Origin of the sequence: Chryseobacterium antibioticum (genome assembly GCF_012927325.1) — a bacterium.
Classification (GTDB): Bacteria; Bacteroidota; Bacteroidia; order Flavobacteriales; family Weeksellaceae; genus Chryseobacterium; species Chryseobacterium antibioticum.
This window is the reverse complement of record NZ_JABBGI010000031.1, coordinates 38,408-56,871: the sequence shown is the minus strand read 5'-3', so window position 1 is coordinate 56,871 and position 18,464 is coordinate 38,408. Positions and strand designations below refer to the sequence as shown.

The 18,464-nt window shown below is 37.7% G+C and carries 15 protein-coding genes; 8 read left to right on the top strand and 7 right to left on the bottom strand.

All coding sequences use genetic code 11. The features are described from left to right. The first annotated feature begins 633 nt into the window (after nucleotides 1-633). The 5 genes from HHL23_RS19290 to HHL23_RS19270 all read left to right on the top strand — a co-directional run bounded on the left by HHL23_RS19290 (nucleotide 634) and on the right by HHL23_RS19270 (nucleotide 6,563). Nucleotides 634-2,466 (top strand): fibrinogen-like YCDxxxxGGGW domain-containing protein, encoded by a 1,833-nt coding sequence (locus tag HHL23_RS19290; RefSeq protein WP_169236385.1) that lies wholly within the window; start codon nucleotides 634-636, stop codon nucleotides 2,464-2,466. A gap of 85 nt (nucleotides 2,467-2,551) precedes the next feature. After that, complete coding sequence (locus HHL23_RS19285) at nucleotides 2,552-2,992, top strand: hypothetical protein (protein WP_169236384.1); 441 nt, start codon at nucleotides 2,552-2,554, stop codon at nucleotides 2,990-2,992. 288 nt (nucleotides 2,993-3,280) lie between these two features. Further along, nucleotides 3,281-5,542: a TonB-dependent siderophore receptor gene (locus HHL23_RS19280; RefSeq protein ID WP_169236383.1), complete on the top strand. Its 2,262-nt coding sequence runs from the start codon at nucleotides 3,281-3,283 to the stop codon at nucleotides 5,540-5,542. 18 nt (nucleotides 5,543-5,560) lie between these two features. After that, the gene (locus HHL23_RS19275) at nucleotides 5,561-5,839 is read left to right on the top strand and encodes a hypothetical protein (protein ID WP_169236382.1); all 279 of its coding nucleotides are present in this window, start codon (nucleotides 5,561-5,563) and stop codon (nucleotides 5,837-5,839) included. A 226-nt stretch (nucleotides 5,840-6,065) separates the two neighbouring features. After that, entirely contained in the window at nucleotides 6,066-6,563 is a 498-nt protein-coding gene (locus HHL23_RS19270) for a low affinity iron permease family protein (RefSeq protein ID WP_169236381.1), read from the top strand. Nucleotides 6,564-6,600: 37 nt separating this feature from the next. On the opposite strand, the gene HHL23_RS19265 is transcribed toward HHL23_RS19270, so the two are convergent. The 7 genes from HHL23_RS19265 to HHL23_RS19235 all read right to left on the bottom strand — a co-directional run bounded on the left by HHL23_RS19265 (nucleotide 6,601) and on the right by HHL23_RS19235 (nucleotide 16,083). Continuing rightward, nucleotides 6,601-9,327, bottom strand: coding sequence for a hypothetical protein (locus tag HHL23_RS19265; RefSeq protein WP_169236380.1), 2,727 nt, complete (start codon nucleotides 9,325-9,327; stop codon nucleotides 6,601-6,603). Nucleotides 9,328-9,417: 90 nt separating this feature from the next. Further along, on the bottom strand, nucleotides 9,418-10,389 hold the full coding sequence (locus tag HHL23_RS19260) for a hypothetical protein (RefSeq protein WP_169236379.1): 972 nt from the start codon (nucleotides 10,387-10,389) through the stop codon (nucleotides 9,418-9,420). Beyond that, on the bottom strand, nucleotides 10,386-10,805 hold the full coding sequence (locus HHL23_RS19255; protein WP_169236378.1) for a hypothetical protein: 420 nt from the start codon (nucleotides 10,803-10,805) through the stop codon (nucleotides 10,386-10,388). The genes HHL23_RS19260 and HHL23_RS19255 overlap by 4 nt, the downstream gene beginning before the upstream one ends. 605 nt (nucleotides 10,806-11,410) lie before the next feature. Further along, entirely contained in the window at nucleotides 11,411-12,211 is an 801-nt protein-coding gene (locus tag HHL23_RS19250) for a hypothetical protein (protein WP_169236377.1), read from the bottom strand. A gap of 10 nt (nucleotides 12,212-12,221) precedes the next feature. After that, nucleotides 12,222-12,953, bottom strand: a complete 732-nt coding sequence (locus tag HHL23_RS19245) for an MIP/aquaporin family protein (protein WP_169236376.1) — start codon at nucleotides 12,951-12,953, stop codon at nucleotides 12,222-12,224. Between the two features lie 23 nt (nucleotides 12,954-12,976). After that, nucleotides 12,977-14,473 (bottom strand): glycerol kinase GlpK, encoded by a 1,497-nt coding sequence (glpK, locus tag HHL23_RS19240; RefSeq protein WP_169236375.1) that lies wholly within the window; start codon nucleotides 14,471-14,473, stop codon nucleotides 12,977-12,979. A gap of 11 nt (nucleotides 14,474-14,484) precedes the next feature. Then, a complete protein-coding gene (locus HHL23_RS19235) occupies nucleotides 14,485-16,083 on the bottom strand; it encodes a glycerol-3-phosphate dehydrogenase/oxidase (RefSeq protein ID WP_169236374.1) in 1,599 nt (532 codons plus the stop codon). Nucleotides 16,084-16,200: 117 nt separating this feature from the next. Here HHL23_RS19235 and HHL23_RS19230 point away from each other — a divergent pair, with 117 nt between their 5' ends. From HHL23_RS19230 to rplD, 3 genes are all read left to right on the top strand, one after another. Beyond that, nucleotides 16,201-16,965, top strand: coding sequence for a DeoR/GlpR family DNA-binding transcription regulator (locus HHL23_RS19230; RefSeq protein WP_169236373.1), 765 nt, complete (start codon nucleotides 16,201-16,203; stop codon nucleotides 16,963-16,965). Nucleotides 16,966-17,215: 250 nt separating this feature from the next. Next, on the top strand, nucleotides 17,216-17,842 hold the full coding sequence (gene rplC, locus HHL23_RS19225; RefSeq protein ID WP_034738787.1) for a 50S ribosomal protein L3: 627 nt from the start codon (nucleotides 17,216-17,218) through the stop codon (nucleotides 17,840-17,842). Continuing rightward, on the top strand, nucleotides 17,833-18,462 hold the full coding sequence (gene rplD, locus HHL23_RS19220) for a 50S ribosomal protein L4 (RefSeq protein ID WP_111957081.1): 630 nt from the start codon (nucleotides 17,833-17,835) through the stop codon (nucleotides 18,460-18,462). Before rplC ends, rplD begins: the two co-directional genes overlap by 10 nt. Nucleotides 18,463-18,464: the final 2 nt, after the last annotated feature.

The following is an 18,464-nucleotide window of genomic DNA, read 5'->3' as shown; positions in this document are numbered from 1 at the left end:
GTCTTTTATTTCGCTAAAAATACTTACTAATTTACCTGACATAAAATAATGAATTAATTTATTGATTATCAGATGAATATACAATATTTTATCTCAACAAACTAATGATAAATTATTTATTATCAAATAATTATATACTATCTTATGTGACTTCTATCATGCGTTTGCCCTGCTTTATATATAAAAAGGGTAATCGATAAATAAAAATTATAAATAACACATGCAAAAAAAAGCATAAAGTATTGCCAATTGCAAAAATATAATGCGTAAAGAAATACTGCATCAGACAGTTAATAATTAATATTCCTAATACAGAATATAAGTAATTTATAGAATACTGTTTTAATAAACCATCTATTGTGAGTTCAAATTCAGATTTTTTTGACATTTTACGAATTATCTTATCATAACAAATATAATTAAAAAATATAATAAGAGTTATTTTATATAAATTTTCTGTGAAAAATATTTTTTTTATAAAGTAACTTAAATAATTATCTTGTAATCAGTTGTTTAAAATTTATTCAGTCATTTTATTAAACACTTTGATGTTTTTTCAGAATTTGAAGTTTCTCTGTCTAAATTTATAAACACAAAGAAAAATTTATTTAATAAAAATTTAAAATCAAAATGATGAAAAATAAAATACTTTATGTACTCTTGCTGCTATGCTTTTCTGCAACAGTTTTTGGACAAGTTGGTATTAATACTACTTCTCCTAATACCAAATCGGCATTAGATATTGTTTCCAAAAATAATAATACTGGAGTCTTAATTCCTCGTCTTACCACTGTACAGAGGGATGCAATTGGTGCAGCATCTACAGAAGACGGCTTAATTATATATAATATTGATGAAAAATGCTACAACTATTATCAGTCAACGGCGGCAACATGGTTAAGTTTATGCGGTACCTATCAAAAAGCGGTCTATAATCCGGATTGTACTTCTGTTAAAGTCTTTGGCAATTATACTCAGGGAACTTCATTAAATAATAGTAATTACATTACGATGTCTGTTACGGCAACAACAGCAGGCACTTACAACATTATAGCAAAAACAACTAATGGGTACTATTTTGAAAAGTCCGGAGTATTCCCTAGTACAGGTACCTTTACCATTACATTAGATTCCTCTGGTACACCTGTTGCCGGTCCTCAGACAGATACGCTTACTTTTGTATATGACGGGACAACTGATACTATATGTACCAATAAAACGATAAACGTAGCGGGTTCGCAGGTCAGCTATGGTATCAATTGTTCCGGTTCAACAGTAAATGGGGCTTATAATAAAAATATACAGTTAGATTATAATACTAATACAGTTACCATTCCGCTTTCTAATGTAGATACTGCCGGTACAGTGAGCATTACCACCTCTACCAATAATGGCGTAAGTTTTAATACAACAGAAACAATTACTACCGGCAGTACAAATATTACACTGCACGGTGTAGGAACACCGACAAGTGCAGGAAACTATACTTACACCTTTACTACTAATGGCGCGAATCCTCAAACGTGTACGTTTTCTGTAACATTTGGTACCACTTTAGGTACTTTCACCAATCCTGCAAACAGATGCCTCGAAATATATAATGACGGTCAAACTACAGATGGTTATTATTGGGTAAAAGATGCTTCGGCAAATAAGTTTAAAACGTATTGCGATATGTCTAACGGAGGATGGACTTTGATTAAGTCTCTTTCTGAAAGACAGATTCTGGTAGTGGAAAAAACTCAAAATGAATCCTGGTCGACCCAGTCAGCAAGAAATACCGTAACTACAGAAACTGGAATATTTAATGAATATGCATGTTCTCTGTCCTCTGCTACAGTAAACAATATAGGGAGTGGTGCAGGAACTAAAGAATACCGCTTTTCTATAAAAGAAAAAGGACATACCGGAACTACAATGGCACAGGTAGAAAGCTCTACGGTTGCTCCCGTTAATGATTATTGGGCAAGAGCCAATTATCTTAATGCAGTAGTTACAGATGGAAATATGGCTACTTCTGACTATCTTACTTATGGGAATACGACCACCGGTAAATTATATGGCTTTAGTTTTGGTAAACCGGTTATCGGAAATACACTCTATCAGTTAAACGGGGTAAATTTTATAGCAAATATTCCCGGATTATACAGCCAGGCAAACTTCTTTACGGGTATCTATGGAGGGGTTAGTTATGCCGGAGCTAACATACCTGCCAATAATTTAACCTATACCTACCCAGCCGGCCAAACCTATACTTTCAATAAATATTACGTGAATGATGAGTTCGGTTTATACATGAACTCCGAACAACAGTTAAACCACCATATCGGTACCTGTTCAAACAGTGCTGATGATTACGGAGGGGCAAGTTTTTGTAATGCGGGATGGGCAAACTGGAGACCTCATAATTTTAATTTGATCTCAGGTAATTATGAAGGAAGAATAGTTCAATATTGGGTAAAATAATTTTTAACAATTCGAGGCTGTCCTTTTTGGACAGCCTTTTTTTTATTTTAAAAGGGTCAACGTATATAGGGTTACAGCAGGTACAATGCCTAATCAAACAGCAAGTGGCGCTGGATTTCCGGCTCCTCAAACTGTAGGAGGTGTTACAATGTATAACCCAAGTGCTTATTTTATACTGGGTAATGGAGTGTATAAGCATGTAACTACAATGACTCTTATCTTCAGTAAGCCTGTCAATAACATAGGGTTTAAAAATGATTCGAGCCAGCTATCTGCCAAGGATCTCAATGGAAATCCTGTAACTCTGACAATGTATAATGTGATAGGGAATACGAGCGTTCTTACTTATAATTCGTCAGGAAATAATTTAACTGTTACAGGACAGGCAAGTGCTGGTAATATAGGAGCTATAGCTTATGTAGCCTCTTCGTTGACACCATATACAGAGATTACAATAACATCTCCTACAAGTTTAGATGATATGTTGGCAGCATTTACATATTGTAATGCATATGTTGCTCCTTAGAGCTTTTAGAGGTTATCATATTCATATTAAGGTCCGGCAAATTTGTCGGACCTTAATTATATTTTAAATAATTAAGGTTGTAAGTTTTTTACTATTTAGCTCTTTACATCTATAAGTCTACTTTTTCCCATTGCTTTTAATGATGCTCCGGGATCGTTAAAATATCCCCATAACAACCTCGGGCTCATTTATAATCTGATAATACTTAGTCATATCCGGGTGAGATATGTCAGTTTAATTTGTTTATTTAGAATCAATAAAAATAATAATTTTGCAAAAAATAATCAGATGAATAAAGTAGTATCCTTTTCTTTGCTTGTATTGGGTGGGGTTTTTGTAAACGCACAGCAAGTAAACGATTCTATTAAAAAATCAAAAGAGATTGATGAAGTAGAATTATTTGGTGAAAAAAAGAAACAGCCGGTAGGCTTAGAAGCCATTACAAGGCTTCCTTTAAAAACCCGGGACCAGATTCAGAGTATTTCGGTAATTTCCCATAAAGCCATCGAAGAGCTGGGAGGTCTTACCGTTACAGACGTTGCCAAAAATGTACCCGGCGTTACTTTGTTCTCCAGCTATGGAGGAGGAAGTGAAAGTATGTCAATCAGAGGGTATCGTGGAGTACCTGTACTGAAAAACGGAGTTCAGATGGATTCAGATTTCCGTACTGCAGGGATGATCACAGATATGCAGGGCGTTGAAAGTATCCAGGTAATAAAAGGATCAGCGGCTGTAAGCCAGGGGATCGGAAATGGTTTGGGTTCTGCAGGAGGAGTCATTAATGTTGTGACCAAAAGACCACAGTTTATTGATCAGACCAGTGTAGGATTCCGTTACGGGAGCTGGGACTTTTACAGACCCACTGTAGATTTTCAGAGAGTCCTGGACTCTCAGGGAAAAGTAGCGGTAAGATTCAATGGGGCCTATCAGAAAAATAATTCTTTCAGAAGCCATGTGGAAGGGGAGAGAATCTATATAAACCCATCCGTAACGTACCGTCCGGATGATAAAACAGACATCAATGTGGAGATGGATTATCTTCATGATAACCGTACTCCCGACAGAGGAACAATTAATACCGCGCCTGGTGATGTAGAATCATTATACCATATGCCAAAAGGTAAATTTTTAGGGTATACTTCTGATTATTCAAAAACAGAAACATTTAACTTTGCGACCACAGTAGTGCGTAAGCTTAATGATAAATTAAAGATAAGAGCTGCTTTTATTAACTCTACAAGCAGTTCAGACAGTGAAGCTTCTTCAATATCATTACCTACTGGTGAAACAAATTATAATATCAGACAGCATACCATCGGGAAGTCCCAGGGAGAAGATATCAATAAAGTATTGCAGTTAGATTTCATTGGTGAGCAAATAAAAACAGGTTTCATCAATCATACCTTCCAGGTTGGATTTGACTGGAGAGAAACGGAAACATCTACTGTGACCTATGAGGCCTACAAAAATTCCATTGCGCCTGAAAACTTAATTACTGCCCGCCCAACAAAAATCGGAGCCGTAACTTATAATGCCAATCCTCTGGATATTTTCGATGTTGTGAACGGAACAATACACAATCAGGTTCCTACGAATGTCATTTATAAAAACTTGGGACGATCAAATCCTGTCCTGACTCCAAGCATCGGTGCTATAGCGCAGGATGTAATGTCAATCGGAAAATATGTGAAAGCACATTTAGGTATCCGATACAGCAGGCTGAATGGATCTGCGAATGAAACGGTAGACACATGGAATCCATCTTTTGGATTGATCGTTTCTCCGATTCAGAATATCAATGTTTTCGGATCCTATACGACGACGACCTCTTTAAGAGCCTCGAATAATATTCTTCAGGCAGGAGGACGGGTAGGAGCATCACACACCAAGCAGTGGGAGGCCGGGATTAAATCTGATTGGTTTAATGAACGTTTGAGATTCAATGTTACCTTATTTGATATTAATACAGATAACCTGTCATTCCAGATTCTGGATAAAAATTATCAGCCCATAAAAGATAACAATAATAATATCCTTTACGGACTTGCCGGTAACCTGAGAAGAAAAGGAATGGAGGTAGAACTTATCGGAAGAATTTTACCAAACCTTCAGATTATGTCCGGATGGGCATATCTGGATGCTCAGTATCAGGAGAGTCCTGCTTATATGAATGGTTCTGCGCCAATGAATGCTCCAAAGCATACCGCAAACGGATGGTTAAATTACAAATTTATTACAGGAACTTTAACAGGTCTTGATGTAGGAGCCGGAATCTATTATGTTGGAAAAAGACCGGTTGATGAATGGACTCAGAAAACATTTACAGCTGCTCATCTTAATAGCGTAAAAGCAGGAGACAAACCTTTTGATATGCCGGAATATACGACAGTTGATGCTCAGGTGGGATACACCCTTAAAAACGGGATGGGATTAAGAGTATTTATGAATAACATCTTCGATTCAGTAGGGTACAGCTCTTATTTCAGAGGAGGCTACATCGATCAGATTCAACCGAGAAACTTTGCCGTACAGGTGAATTATAAATTTTAATCAGTAAAATTACCCATAATGAAAAGCATCAAAATAATATTCTATGCTATGGTTTTTGGAATAGCTACAGGAGCCTGTTCTTCCGACACAGAACTTTCAGAAGAAGAATTAAAGGCTGCCAATGAGGCAATGAAGTATAATACGGTCCATAATCCATACCAGTGGAATAGCTGGCCTCAAAATACCTGGAATAATGGAATGCCCGGCATAAAGAAGATTCACTTCGGAAAAGATTTGCCTTCAATCAGTACAAAAACGGCTGATCAATCTGAAGAAATAACCTTCGGGAGAAAATAATAAACATTCATTCATATCAAATTTTAATTAGAAAACATTAAGGCAGTCCTTCTGTCTTAATGTTTTTTTTAATACCACTGAGATCTCTTTAGGTACTTATAAGATTAAAAATAAAGCTGAATCAATTCCAGTCGAAACATTTTTCATTCTTTCCTCCGTTTCCCAACTTTCTTTACTTCCGATTCAAGTTAATTCTATAAATTTATTCATTAAAAGAACTGATATCATGAGCTATCAAAACAATAATCTTTTTGAGAAATTTTCTGACTGGGCCACTAAATTTACGGGAAGTTCCTATGCGTTTATAGGAGCGGTACTTGTAGTGGTGATATGGGCGGCTTCAGGACCTTTTTTTAACTATTCCGAAACCTGGCAGCTCGTGATCAATACCGGAACCACCATCATTACTTTCCTGATGGTTTTCCTGATTCAGAAAGCACAGAATAAGGATTCAAAAGCGATACAGATTAAACTGAATGAACTGATCGCTGCCAATGAAAAAGCCAGCAACAGAATTGTTGATATCGAAGATCTTACCGAAAAAGAACTTGATCAGCTTCACTGCTATTATGAAAAGCTGGCTGATTTTGCAGAAGAAGATAATGATATCCATACCTCGCACTCTATCGACTCGGCTCAGAGAAATCAGAATTACAAGCATGATGTTTTTAAAAGAAAGCATGAAGAATGGCTTCAGAACCAGCAACCAAAAAAGGGATCGTAATGACCCCTTTTTTTATTTTTTATATAAGTGTTAAAAACTATCTTTTCAGGAAATATCCGAAATAACTGCAGCTTCCTGACAGCCCTTTCATTGTTTCCGTATCGGCATACTGGGATTTCAATTGGGCAAAATAAGTTCTGTATTTCTCGTTTTTGATATGGTCGAGTTCCGTTTGATGCGCCTGTTCTTTTTCAGAATATTTAGGATCTGAATAGTCAATCGTCTTTACATTTTTCGCCTCATACTGATAATACTTTCCTTGCTCTGCACTGGCCATCTGGAATAGAACCCTTGCTCTCTGCTCCTTGTCTTTCGAAAGTTTAAGCGTCTTTTGATAATAGTTGATTGCAAGGTCAAAATTATCCGGTTCAATATAAGTGGTATAAAGGAAATTCTTATAATAATACTTGTAAGGATTCTTTCGGTCTGTATTCCAGAAGTCATATTTTCCACCGTTGCTGTTGTCGATATCCATCACGAACAACTGACGGTAATATCCTAAGCTGGAAGTATTGTACAGTAAGTTTCCGATAAGCTGACTGGCTTTAGCGGCCTTTTCATCCGTTCCGTTGCTAATTTTTTTAAGCTGGATCAAGGCATCTGCCAGTTCCAGTTTATTCATGCTGCTTTTAATGAAAGGAAATCCTGAGTAGTCTTCAGCCGCCATACTTTCAGTGGCCGAACTTCCGAAACTTTCCCATACATTATGTCCGAAAACAAGATTGGAAATAGCTTTAAATCCGTTATATTCATCCGCTGCATACTGTCTTGGAGTGATTTTTTCACCCTTATCCGTCCAGTCATAATTCATTCTTGGAATTCCTGCAAAGCCCTGAGCTTTTTCATAATAAGATTTGGCCTTTTCAAAGTCTGCCTGCTTCATCGCTCTGTCTCCGTAGATGGTACTGAAGAAAGCATCGATGTTTCCTACATTATCCATATTCTTAGCGATGATCTGCTGTTCAAACTGAGTCTTATTAGGCTTTTTATAAAAGTCTTCTACACTTTTCACCAAACTTGAATTCGGATTGTACTGAAGGTCAGAAAGCTTATTACTCATCAGGAATGATTTTCCATCTTCACCCTGTAAGAAGTAACGATTGGCAAGAACATCTTTAAGGAAGTCTGCCGTAGATGGAGTCTCAGCATAATAATCATAATCAGAAACAGCAGTACTGTCCTTTTTTACTTCTTTTTTTACAAAATAATCAGCATAGTCTTTCATCAGATGATCTTCGAATTCAGCATCGATCTTAGGATGAGAAACGATATCATTCAGAACTTTCATTCTTTTTATTTCTTCAAGGTATTCCGGATTCGTTGTTTTGATATCTTCAAGAATCTCCGAACTTCCCTTGTAGTCTTTTTTCAAAAACTTTAGATAGGCGTCTGCGATTTGCCAGTATTCATCCTTAGAGACTTTTTTGGTTTTCTCTGTGAATTTTTCCAGACTGTCCAGATAATCTTTTGTTTTCTCATCATAGCCGTAACCAGATTTGGTGTAGAAAGGAATTCTGTCCGGATTGTTCAACAGATCATCATCGCTCTGATCATTTTTAGCGCCATCCGCAGTGCCAGATTTTGAACCTCCGAAAAGGTTTTTGAAAAATCTTACGATCTTCTGCCAGAAGGAAAGCTTTTCTTCTTTCTTTACTTCCACAGGTTCAGATTTTGAATCTGCAGAAGCTTTATTATGGTCATCTGCATTCCCTCTTATTACATTGGGACTGTCTGTTGCATCCGATGTATAATAATAAATAGGCAGATAGCTTCTTTCCAGTTCATTGATGCTTCTTACCGCCATTACTTTCAGAATCTCAGAATCCGGATTGATGTCGTACATTTTTTCCATAAGGGGAATAGGATCTGTAAAACCCTCATAACCTAAAAGGAAATATGCCATATTCTTTTCATCATTGGTCCCTGCTCTTTTCATAATATTGCTGAAAGAAGCCGTATCCGAAAGTTTCATCGACACAAAAGCAGATTCCTTACGGTCTTTGCTGTTCATAAAAACCTGGAAGAAGTTCCAGTTCGCATCGCTGTTCATTTCTTTTCCTCTCTGCGCACCCGCAAGCTGATCAAGGGCCATAAAATAGACTGTACCTTTCTGCTTGATCGGTTCTATATACGTTTTGAAAGCTTCCAGTGCGGCATCATAATTTCTCGTATAATGATTGAAACGGACCAGTTGATACCCGTAACGCTGTTTGATTTCAGGATTTCTGGTTGCATTATATAAAGAGGTAAGGGCATTAACCGTTTTTGCGTAATCAATAGAAGTCGCATTTTGGTTTTTAGAAGGGCCATTGCTATAAAACGAGTCCGGACTTTCAACATAGTTAATGCTCATGTATGGTTCCAGATATTTGGCTTCAATTAAATAATCAATACCTTCTTTATACTTTTGGTAGAATCCCGTACCCAGTTTCTGTAACAGTGGGTTGGTAGGTGTTCCATTTTTTAAAGCATTAAGGTCATTCATGCTTATTTTGTACACCAGATTCTCTGTTTCTGCATAGTTGAGCTGGTTGTTGAAGAATTTCTTCCACGTCTCAATATTGTCATCAGGAATCGTCATGTTTTTATAATCACCATAGAACCTGTTTGAATACGTGAGCAGGAAAGGAAGGTAAGACTTATCCTTGATGATACTCTGCGTAAACAGGTTGAAATATTCATAATCGGGGTCTGACCACGCGCAGGCGTCAGATTTTGTATAAAAAAGCGATAGGACCGCTAGTGAAAGAATATACTTTTTCATATAGTTGATGGGTGTTTTTTATTTTTACAATTCAATTTCGGCATGATATTCAATCTTCATAATCCGCTGAATCAGCGGGGAATAAAAACTTTAAAATTTTCGGTTACTTACAAATTTACTATCTAATTGATAATAAATTACATTAAAATCAGGTATTTTTTTCTCCAGGAAATGAACGACCTCTTCCAGCTGTTCTTCTGATATTTCTTCCACCTTTATCCTGAAGCCTTTACTTAGGAAACTTCCGAAATAGAAACCGTCTTTCATAATTTCAACCTCATGGTCAGAGATCTTTTTAAATGAAGGATTTTCCAGATCTTTTCGGGACAAGGCATTAATCAGTTTATGCTTTTCAAGATGATTGGTAACAATTCCCCAGGAGTAAATCGGTAGTGCTACTTCAATTTTTTTAACAGGATAATCATCCAGCTTGGAAAGGTAGCTTTTTAAAATCGCCACATCCAGAATAGAATTCTTGTTGGAATTTTCCAGAGGTGAAGAAGTGGAGTAGCACATCAGGTATACTTTTTCTGCAGGTGGAATTCCGGTTTGGCTTTTATCTTTAACCTGATGAAGGCGAAGCGTACAAGTGATCTCTTTTCCGGAAACTCTTTTCAGTTCCTTTAAAAATTTAAAATAATCATTTCTTGTTCCGGCTGTCCAGTCACAGTCGATCTGAATTTCATTATTTATTTTTAAATGATAGTCCTGAGCTTTCTTTTGAACCAGATCATGAATGTTTTTCGCAAGAAACCTGATCTCTTCTGCTGAAATACGGTACATGGACTGATTTGTGATAAATACAGTGGGTACGATCTGCTTGTCCGTCTGGAAACTGTTGTCCTTGGTAATAACAGCAACCGGCTGAAATTTTCCGGCGGATTTGTCTATATCGAAAAATCTTGTGTATACATACGGAACTGTAGCCTGATCCAATGCTTTTTTCTCATCCTGATCAAGTTTAAGCTGAGTTTTCCAGTAGTAAAAAGTATAGGGGTGATTCTCTTTCCCACCACATGAAACTACAAGAAGCAGGATGAAAAGAAACTTTAATATTTTCATTCCTTATACAGTTTGCTTTCGCAGGTACAGGTGTCATTGGTAGCGCTTTCCATTGATGAACAGCAGTCCTCAGATTTCTGGATGTTTCCTTCTTTGTCTGTAAGGTAAATGTTATCCTTATCAAATTTTACAAAAAAGTTTTCACCATATTTTTTAAAATCTACCTTCATTACCTTTGGATTGTATTTTCCGGCATTCACTTCTTCAGTAGTTTCACTTCTGTCCGCCTGATTAACCTGAACAAACCCAAAGTAGACATCGCCATTTTTCTTGACATCCAGATAGTAATGGGGTGTTCCGGATCCACTGAATCCTTCAATAATGTCGAAACTTCTGTGGCCAACAAAAGGTGCTTTTGTCTGCGCAAAAGATAAAACACTGATGCATAAGATCATTAAGCTGAAAATCTTTTTCATATATTTTTTTTCAAAAGTAAAGATATTTAAGCAAAAACTAAACCGTAAAAACCCGGTGATTGCTTGTTTCAGGTAATTACTGTTAGACTTTATCAACCACAAAAGTCACAAAAGTTTTTTAACACTTTAGTTATTTTAAAGTTACATACATTGTACATATAAAGTACACTTAAGTTTTATGAAAATCTTTGATTTTCTGTTTATGTGAGCTCACTATTTCAGCAGGTTAAAAACTTTTACGACTAAAGTGTCCTTAAGTGTTTAAATACATTAAAACTTTTATGGTTAATAAGGACCTGATGATATTTGTGAATACTTAAACCATTAAGCTTTATTAAGTTTTTAAGAATATTAAGGTGAGCTTCGCTTTAAGAAGTGCAGCTGAAAAAAATCATTTGATTTTTTCTTAATTACCCTTATCTCCTTATTAATCTTAATGTTTTAAAAAATATTCAGATATCAGCTTATGTTATTGGAAATTTATTTGAAATTAGGAATACTCAAGATTAAAATAAAAACTTTTGTGTTAATCTTTCAATCAGTACAAAATCAGAAAAACCACTCCGAAGTGGAGTGGTCTTTTTGTAAGTGAGTTATAATTCCGATTAGAAAACAGTTGCAGCCAGCTGAATTCTTGCATATTTATTGGAAGGATTCCACATCGCCATCATAGAAACCGGAAGGCTGTAATGCTCCGTAATTTTGACAGTTTTACCAGCTTTTACACCAACGTTGACAATATCGAAGCTGTTTTTACCATTTCCATAAAGAAAATATCGGTCGTTCAGAGCAAATCCGGCACCCACAAAAGCATCCAGGTTAACCTTCTCTCCGGCAATCACCGGATAACTGGCCTGAATATAGGTAGAATATTTGTTCTTTTTATAGCTTCCGTCATTCTCTAAAACGACTTCTCCTGCATTCGCCCCGCCATACAACATAATGTCCGCTTCAATATTAATTGGGAAAGAAGGTCCGAAAGTATAATTGGTCCTCAGATCAATAATATGAGCTGTTCTTCTCTGTGAATAACTGAAAATATCATCTGCAGCAACGGCAGTATTAATATTTCTTGAGTTATACAGATCCCATAGTCCAATATAAAAACGGTTATGGGAGTATTGAATGTAATAATTGATCTCCTTATAATGAGTACCATCTTTGTCATCAGCTAATGCCGAAGCGCCCCAGATCCCAACCTTCCATTTTTTTTCAGAATCTAAAGCGTAAGATAGATTTCCCATCACTACGGGTTTATCTGTAATAATCAATCCTCTCCACAAGTGGTTATTTTGAATATTTGCAGTAAAATCCAATCTGTTGCTCTTTGGAGTTTCCTCGTTCTCCTGAGAGAATAGTTTTCCTGTGCCTAAAATGATCAGGCATGCAATTTTTAAAATTTTCATCGCGTATTTTTTAATGTATTATTCCATAGAGAATGGCTGCAATAATACAGCCCAGGATAGGTCCTACAACTGGAATCCAGGCATATCCCCAGTCACTGCTGCCTTTTACAGGAAGTATAGCATGCATGATTCTAGGGGCTAGATCTCTGGCCGGATTGATGGCATACCCGGTGGTTCCGCCTAAAGATAAACCAATGGCCCAAACCAGTAAGGTTACAGGAAGTGCTCCAACGGAACCAAGTCCTACTTTAGCGGTTGGATCTGCATTCAGCGAAATACTGGGATCTGAAAAATGAAAGATGACAAATACCAGGACAAAAGTCCCGATGATCTCACTGATCAGATTTGAAAAAGTATTCCTGATCGCGGGTCCGGTACTGAAACATGCCAGTTTAGCACCTTCATCTTCTGTAATCGCGAAATGGTCTTTGTTAAAGAGCCAGACAAGAAAGGCTCCAAGCATTCCACCAAGCAGCTGTGCGGCAATATAAGATGGAACCAGGTCCCATGAAAATTTTCCGGCAACAGCCAGCCCTATCGTTACAGCTGGATTCAGATGGGCGCCACTTGCCGGCCCGGCAACCGTGACGCCTACGAAAACAGCCAGTGCCCAGGCGGTCGTAATGACGATCCATCCTGAATTATTTCCTTTAGTATCCTTTAAGACAACATTTGCTACAACGCCGTTGCCTAATAATATAAGAAGCATTGTTCCTACGAGTTCTGCGGTAAATGGGGTCATGAGTAGTTTTTTTATTTAAGGATTTAATCTTCGATCCAGCTTTGAGAACGCTTCACAGCTTTGTTCCAGAAATGGATCATATTATCGGCTTTTTCTTTATCCACTTTTGGATGGAAATCCTCGTCTACAACCCATTGAGATTGTATTTCATTGATGTCCTTCCAATATCCTACTGCCAAACCGGCAAGATAGGCTGCTCCTAAAGCAGTGGTCTCAAGTGTTTTTGGTCTTGTGATCTTGAATCCGAAAAGGTCAGACTGGATTTGCATCAGAAGATCGCTTGCAGAAGCTCCTCCATCTACTCTGAGTTCCAGACTTGGTCTTCCTGAATCTGCTTCCATGGATTTTACGATATCATACACCTGAAATGCTATTCCTTCCAGAGTAGCTCTTGCGATATGTCCATTGGTTGTTCCGCGGGTTACCCCTACAATAGTTCCTCTTGCATACTGATCCCAATACGGTGCTCCCAATCCTGTAAGGGCTGGTACAAAATAAACACCTCCGTTATCTTCAACACTTGCTGCCAGATCATTTACTTCTTCTGATGTATGAATAAGTTTCAGTCCGTCTCTCAGCCACTGTATGGCTGCGCCACCTACAAATACACTTCCTTCAAGGGCATAGTTTACTTCTCCATTGATCTTCCATGCAACAGTTGTTAACAGGTTGTTTTTAGAGGAAACGGCTTCCGTTCCTGTATTCATCAATAAGAAACATCCGGTTCCGTAGGTGTTCTTTACCATTCCGGGAGTGATGCACATCTGTCCGAATAAAGCAGCCTGCTGATCTCCTGCAATTCCTGCAATTGGAATTTTGGTTGAAAATAAAGTGGTTGCTGTCTCACCGTAGATTTCGCTGCTCTGCTTTACTTCAGGAAGGACAGACCTTGGAATATCAAATAGATCCAGAAGATCCTGATCCCATTCTAAAGTATGAATGTTCAGAAGCATTGTTCTGCTGGCATTGGAAACATCGGTGATGAACATTTTTCCACGGGTAAGTTTCCATACAAGCCATGTGTCTACTGTTCCGAAACATAGCTTGCCTTCTGCTGCTTTTTCCCTGGCCCCTTTTACGTTGTCCAGAATCCATTTTAATTTGGTAGCGGAGAAGTAAGCATCCAGAACAAGCCCTGTTTTTTCTTTGATTGTTTCAGCGTGGCCCTGTTCTTTTAATTCGTCACAGTATTTTGAAGTCCTTCTGTCCTGCCATACAATAGCATTATAAATAGGCTCACCTGTTTCTTTATCCCAGACGACCGTTGTTTCACGTTGATTGGTGATCCCGATGGCTGCTACTTCCAGTCCGGAAATTCCGGCTTTGGCAATAATTTCTGCGGCAACCGATATTTGGGATGACCATATTTCGTTGGGATCATGCTCTACCCAGCCCGGAGTAGGGTAGATCTGTTCAAAATTTTTCTGGGAGATATATTCGATAGCTCCGCTGTGATTGAATAAAATAGCTCTAGAAGAAGTTGTACCCTGATCTAAAGCGAGAATCAATTTTTCCTTCATACTGCAAAGTTTTAATTATGAGTAATAGTTTTGGGAGAGTAAGGGGTTAATAAATACCCTTGTGCTAATTCAATAAATTCTTTTTCCTGTTTGTTGGCCCATTCCTGAGAATATCCTTTTTCTGTGGCAATAAGCTGTGCAATGGTATGAGCGCTGTCGATCGCAGCTCTTGCATCTAAAAATAAGAGTCGGACTCTTCGGGCGAGAATGTCTTCTATAGTTTCTGCCATTTCATGTCTCAAAGCCCAAACTGCTTCTGCAATCGTGAAACCGTGATCCGGATGGATTTTCTGAGCATATTTGGGGTTGCTTTTTTGTAACGATTTTATGGCAGGGATATCTGATCCGTATACATAAAGATGGCTGCTGCGGTCAACGAGTTCTGCTTTCATATTCCCATGAATAGACAGGTTTTCTGTTTGAGAAGGTCCTCCGTTTAAATGAAGGATCTCTACAGCTTTGTCAATGGTATCTTCTGCCATTTTACGGTAGGTAGTCCATTTTCCTCCGATGATGGAAACGAGTCCGGTATCGGAAGTAATGACTTTATGACTTCGGGAAACTTCTTTGGTGCTTTTGCCTCCTTCTTTTGGAGCGGCTAGCGGTCGTAATCCTGCGAACATCGATTTTACATCTTCTCTTGTTGGTTTCTTGGCTAAATATTGTCTTGCGGTATTTAAAACAAAATTAATTTCAGATTCCAGAGCGTGGGGTTCAAAGCTGGGGTTTTCCAAAAGGGTGTCTGTAGTTCCTACCAATGCTCTGTCGTGCCAAGGGACAACAAAGAGAACTCTTCCGTCTGATGTTTTAGGAATCATGATGGCATCATCACTTTTCAGGAAAGATTTATCCAGTACCAAATGGATACCCTGGCTCGGGACTACAAATTTACCATGCTTAGGATTATTCATATTCAGAATGTCATTCGTGAATACCCCTGTTGCATTGATCACTGCTTTCGCACGGAGTTCATATTGCTGGTTTGAAAACTGATCTTCTGCTTTTACTCCATTTATTTTTCCGGAATCATTTTTCAGAAGTCCGGTTACTTTCATATAATTAACGGCACTTCCTCCCTTTTCGATCAGAGTCTGGGATAGGTTGATCGCTAATCTTGCGTCATCAAACTGTCCGTCCTGATACACCACACCGCTTGCGAGGTTGTGCTGTTCAATAGTCGGCAGCTTTTCAATAGTTTTAGACTTGCTGATGTATTTTGTTTTTCCGAGACTAAGCTTTCCTGCCAGAAAATCGTAGATAGATAATCCTATTTTATAATAGATTCCTCCCCACCAGGTATAATTAGGGATAATAAATGACTGGTTTTTGACTACGTGTGCCGCATTTTGGGCCAAAAGTCCTCTTTCTTTCAGGGCTTCTTTTACAAGTCCCACATCTCCCTGCGCCAGATATCTTACGCCACCGTGTACCAGTTTTGTGCTTCGGCTGGATGTTGCTTTGGCAAAATCGTGGGACTCAAGGAGCAAGGTTTTAAATCCTCTGCTGGCTGCATCTAATGCTGAGCCCAGACCACTGGCTCCACCTCCGATGACAATAAAGTCCCATTCCTCTACATTGGTCAATTTACTAATTTCTTCGTTTCGTTTCATAAATGTTTCGTTTATGTTTCGTTTTCAAATGTATAAATTAAAAATGAAACTAAAAAGAAAATAAATGAAATTTTATCGGTCTCGGAAAAAAATGGTATTTTTGATGAAAGAATCAGAATGGAAAAGTTGATACCCAGGCACGATGATATATTAAAAGAACTTGATGAAAAGGGGCATGTTCTTGTACAGGACCTGTGCGAGAAGCTGAATGTTTCGTCGGTTACGGTTCGAAAGGATCTGAACTATCTCGAAAGCTTAGGATTGCTTTTCCGAAATCATGGAGGAGCCAGTAAGCATGTAAGATATGCATATGAAAGGAATGTGGATGAAAAAGAAAACATCAATGTAGAAGCCAAACAGAATATTGCGAAAGCGGCTTTGCAGCTTATTCAGGAGAATGACTGTATTATTCTGGCTTCCGGTACAACGATGCATTATCTTGCGAGAATGCTGGTGAATTTTGGACCGCTTACTGTTCTTACTTCTTCTTTAAGGGTTGCTCTTGAGCTCTGTAATAATCCTAATATTAACATCATTCAGCTTGGGGGAGAGGTGAGGAAGAGTTCTACATCTATTGTAGGATCTATTTCGGAAACCATCCTCAGACAGTTTTCCTGCAATAAGCTCTTTCTTGGAGTAGATGGGATCGATTTGGAGTTTGGGATCAGTACTTCTAATGCTGCGGAAGCTCATTTGAATCAGCTGATGATAGAATGTTCCGAAAAAGTGGTCATTCTGGGTGATTCTTCGAAACTGAATAAAAAAGGATTCGGAAAGATCGCTCCGTTGGATAAAATAGATTATCTGATTACAGACAATGGTATTTGTGATGAAGATAAAGTGGGATTGGAAGAAATTGGGGTTTCGGTGATTGTAAAATAAACTTCTTGTTAATTTCTCTTTTTTTTAAACAAAATAATTTCTCTGAAAATTTCATCCGGATTTTTTTCAAAATCATCTAAATGATTAAAAATCAAAATATTTTACTCGAAATATTTGTCAGTTCTAAAAATATTCATAAATTTGCACACTCCATTTTAGGGGCGTAGTATGCCTATATCAAAAGTAGAAATTACTTCAGACCTCCTAAAAATGTGGAAATAGAAAGATAAATTTTATTATAACATAAACAATGTCAGGTATTATTGGTAAAAAAATCGGTATGACGTCTTTGTTTAACGAAGAAGGAAAAAACATTCCTTGTACAGTTATTCAAGCTGGTCCATGCTCGGTTTTACAGGTCAGAACCATAGAAAAGGACGGCTACAAGTCAGTTCAGTTAGGTTTCGATGACAAGAGTGAAAAGAACGTAGGTAAAGCGTTAGCTGGCCATTTCAAAAAGGCTGGTTCTGCTCCTAAAGCTAAGTTGGTAGAATTCTACAGAGAATTCGTAGACGAGGTAAAAGTAGGAGAAGAAGTAAAAGTTGACTTATTCGCTGAAGGTGAATTTGTTGACGTAACAGGTACTTCTAAAGGTAAAGGTTTCCAAGGTGTTGTTAAAAGACATGGCTTTGGAGGTGTAATGCAAGCTACTCATGGTCAGCACAACAGACTTAGAGCTCCAGGTTCTATCGGTGCTGGATCGGATCCTTCAAGAGTATTTAAAGGAATGAGAATGGCGGGTAGAATGGGAGGTAAGCAGGTAACTGTACAAAACCTTCAAGTATTAAAAGTGGATCAAGAACAAAATCTTTTAGTAGTAAAAGGTGCTGTTCCGGGAGCTAAAAATTCTTATGTAATTATCAGAAAATGGAACTAGTAGTATTAAATACATCAGGAAAGGAGACCGGAAGAAAAGTAACTCTAGACGAATCAGTATTCGGAATTGAGCCAAATCAGCACGCGGTTTACCTAGAAGTTAAACAGTACCTTGCTGCACAAAGACAAGGGACTCATAAATCAAAGGAGAGAAGCGAAATTACTGCTTCTACCAAGAAACTTAAGAAGCAAAAAGGATCAGGTTCTGCTAGATATGGTGATATCAAATCTCCAACTTTCAGAGGTGGAGGTAGAGTATTTGGACCAAAACCAAGAGACTACAGATTCAAATTGAACAAAGCTCTTAAGAGATTGGCTAAAAAATCTGTTTTATCTCAGAAAATGAGAGATAACAGCATCAGAGTAATGGAAGATATGAGCTTAAACGCTCCTAAAACTAAAGATTTCATCACTATCCTAAATGCATTGGCATTGAACGATAAAAAATCTTTATTCGTTCTTCCTGAAGCTAACAAGAATGTGTATTTATCTTCAAGAAACTTACCTAAAACTAAAGTAATGAACTTTAACGAAATTAGTTCATATGACTTAATGAATGCAGGTGAGATCGTATTCTTAGAAGGTGCAGTTGAAAAATTCCAGGAAAATTTAAAGAAATAAAT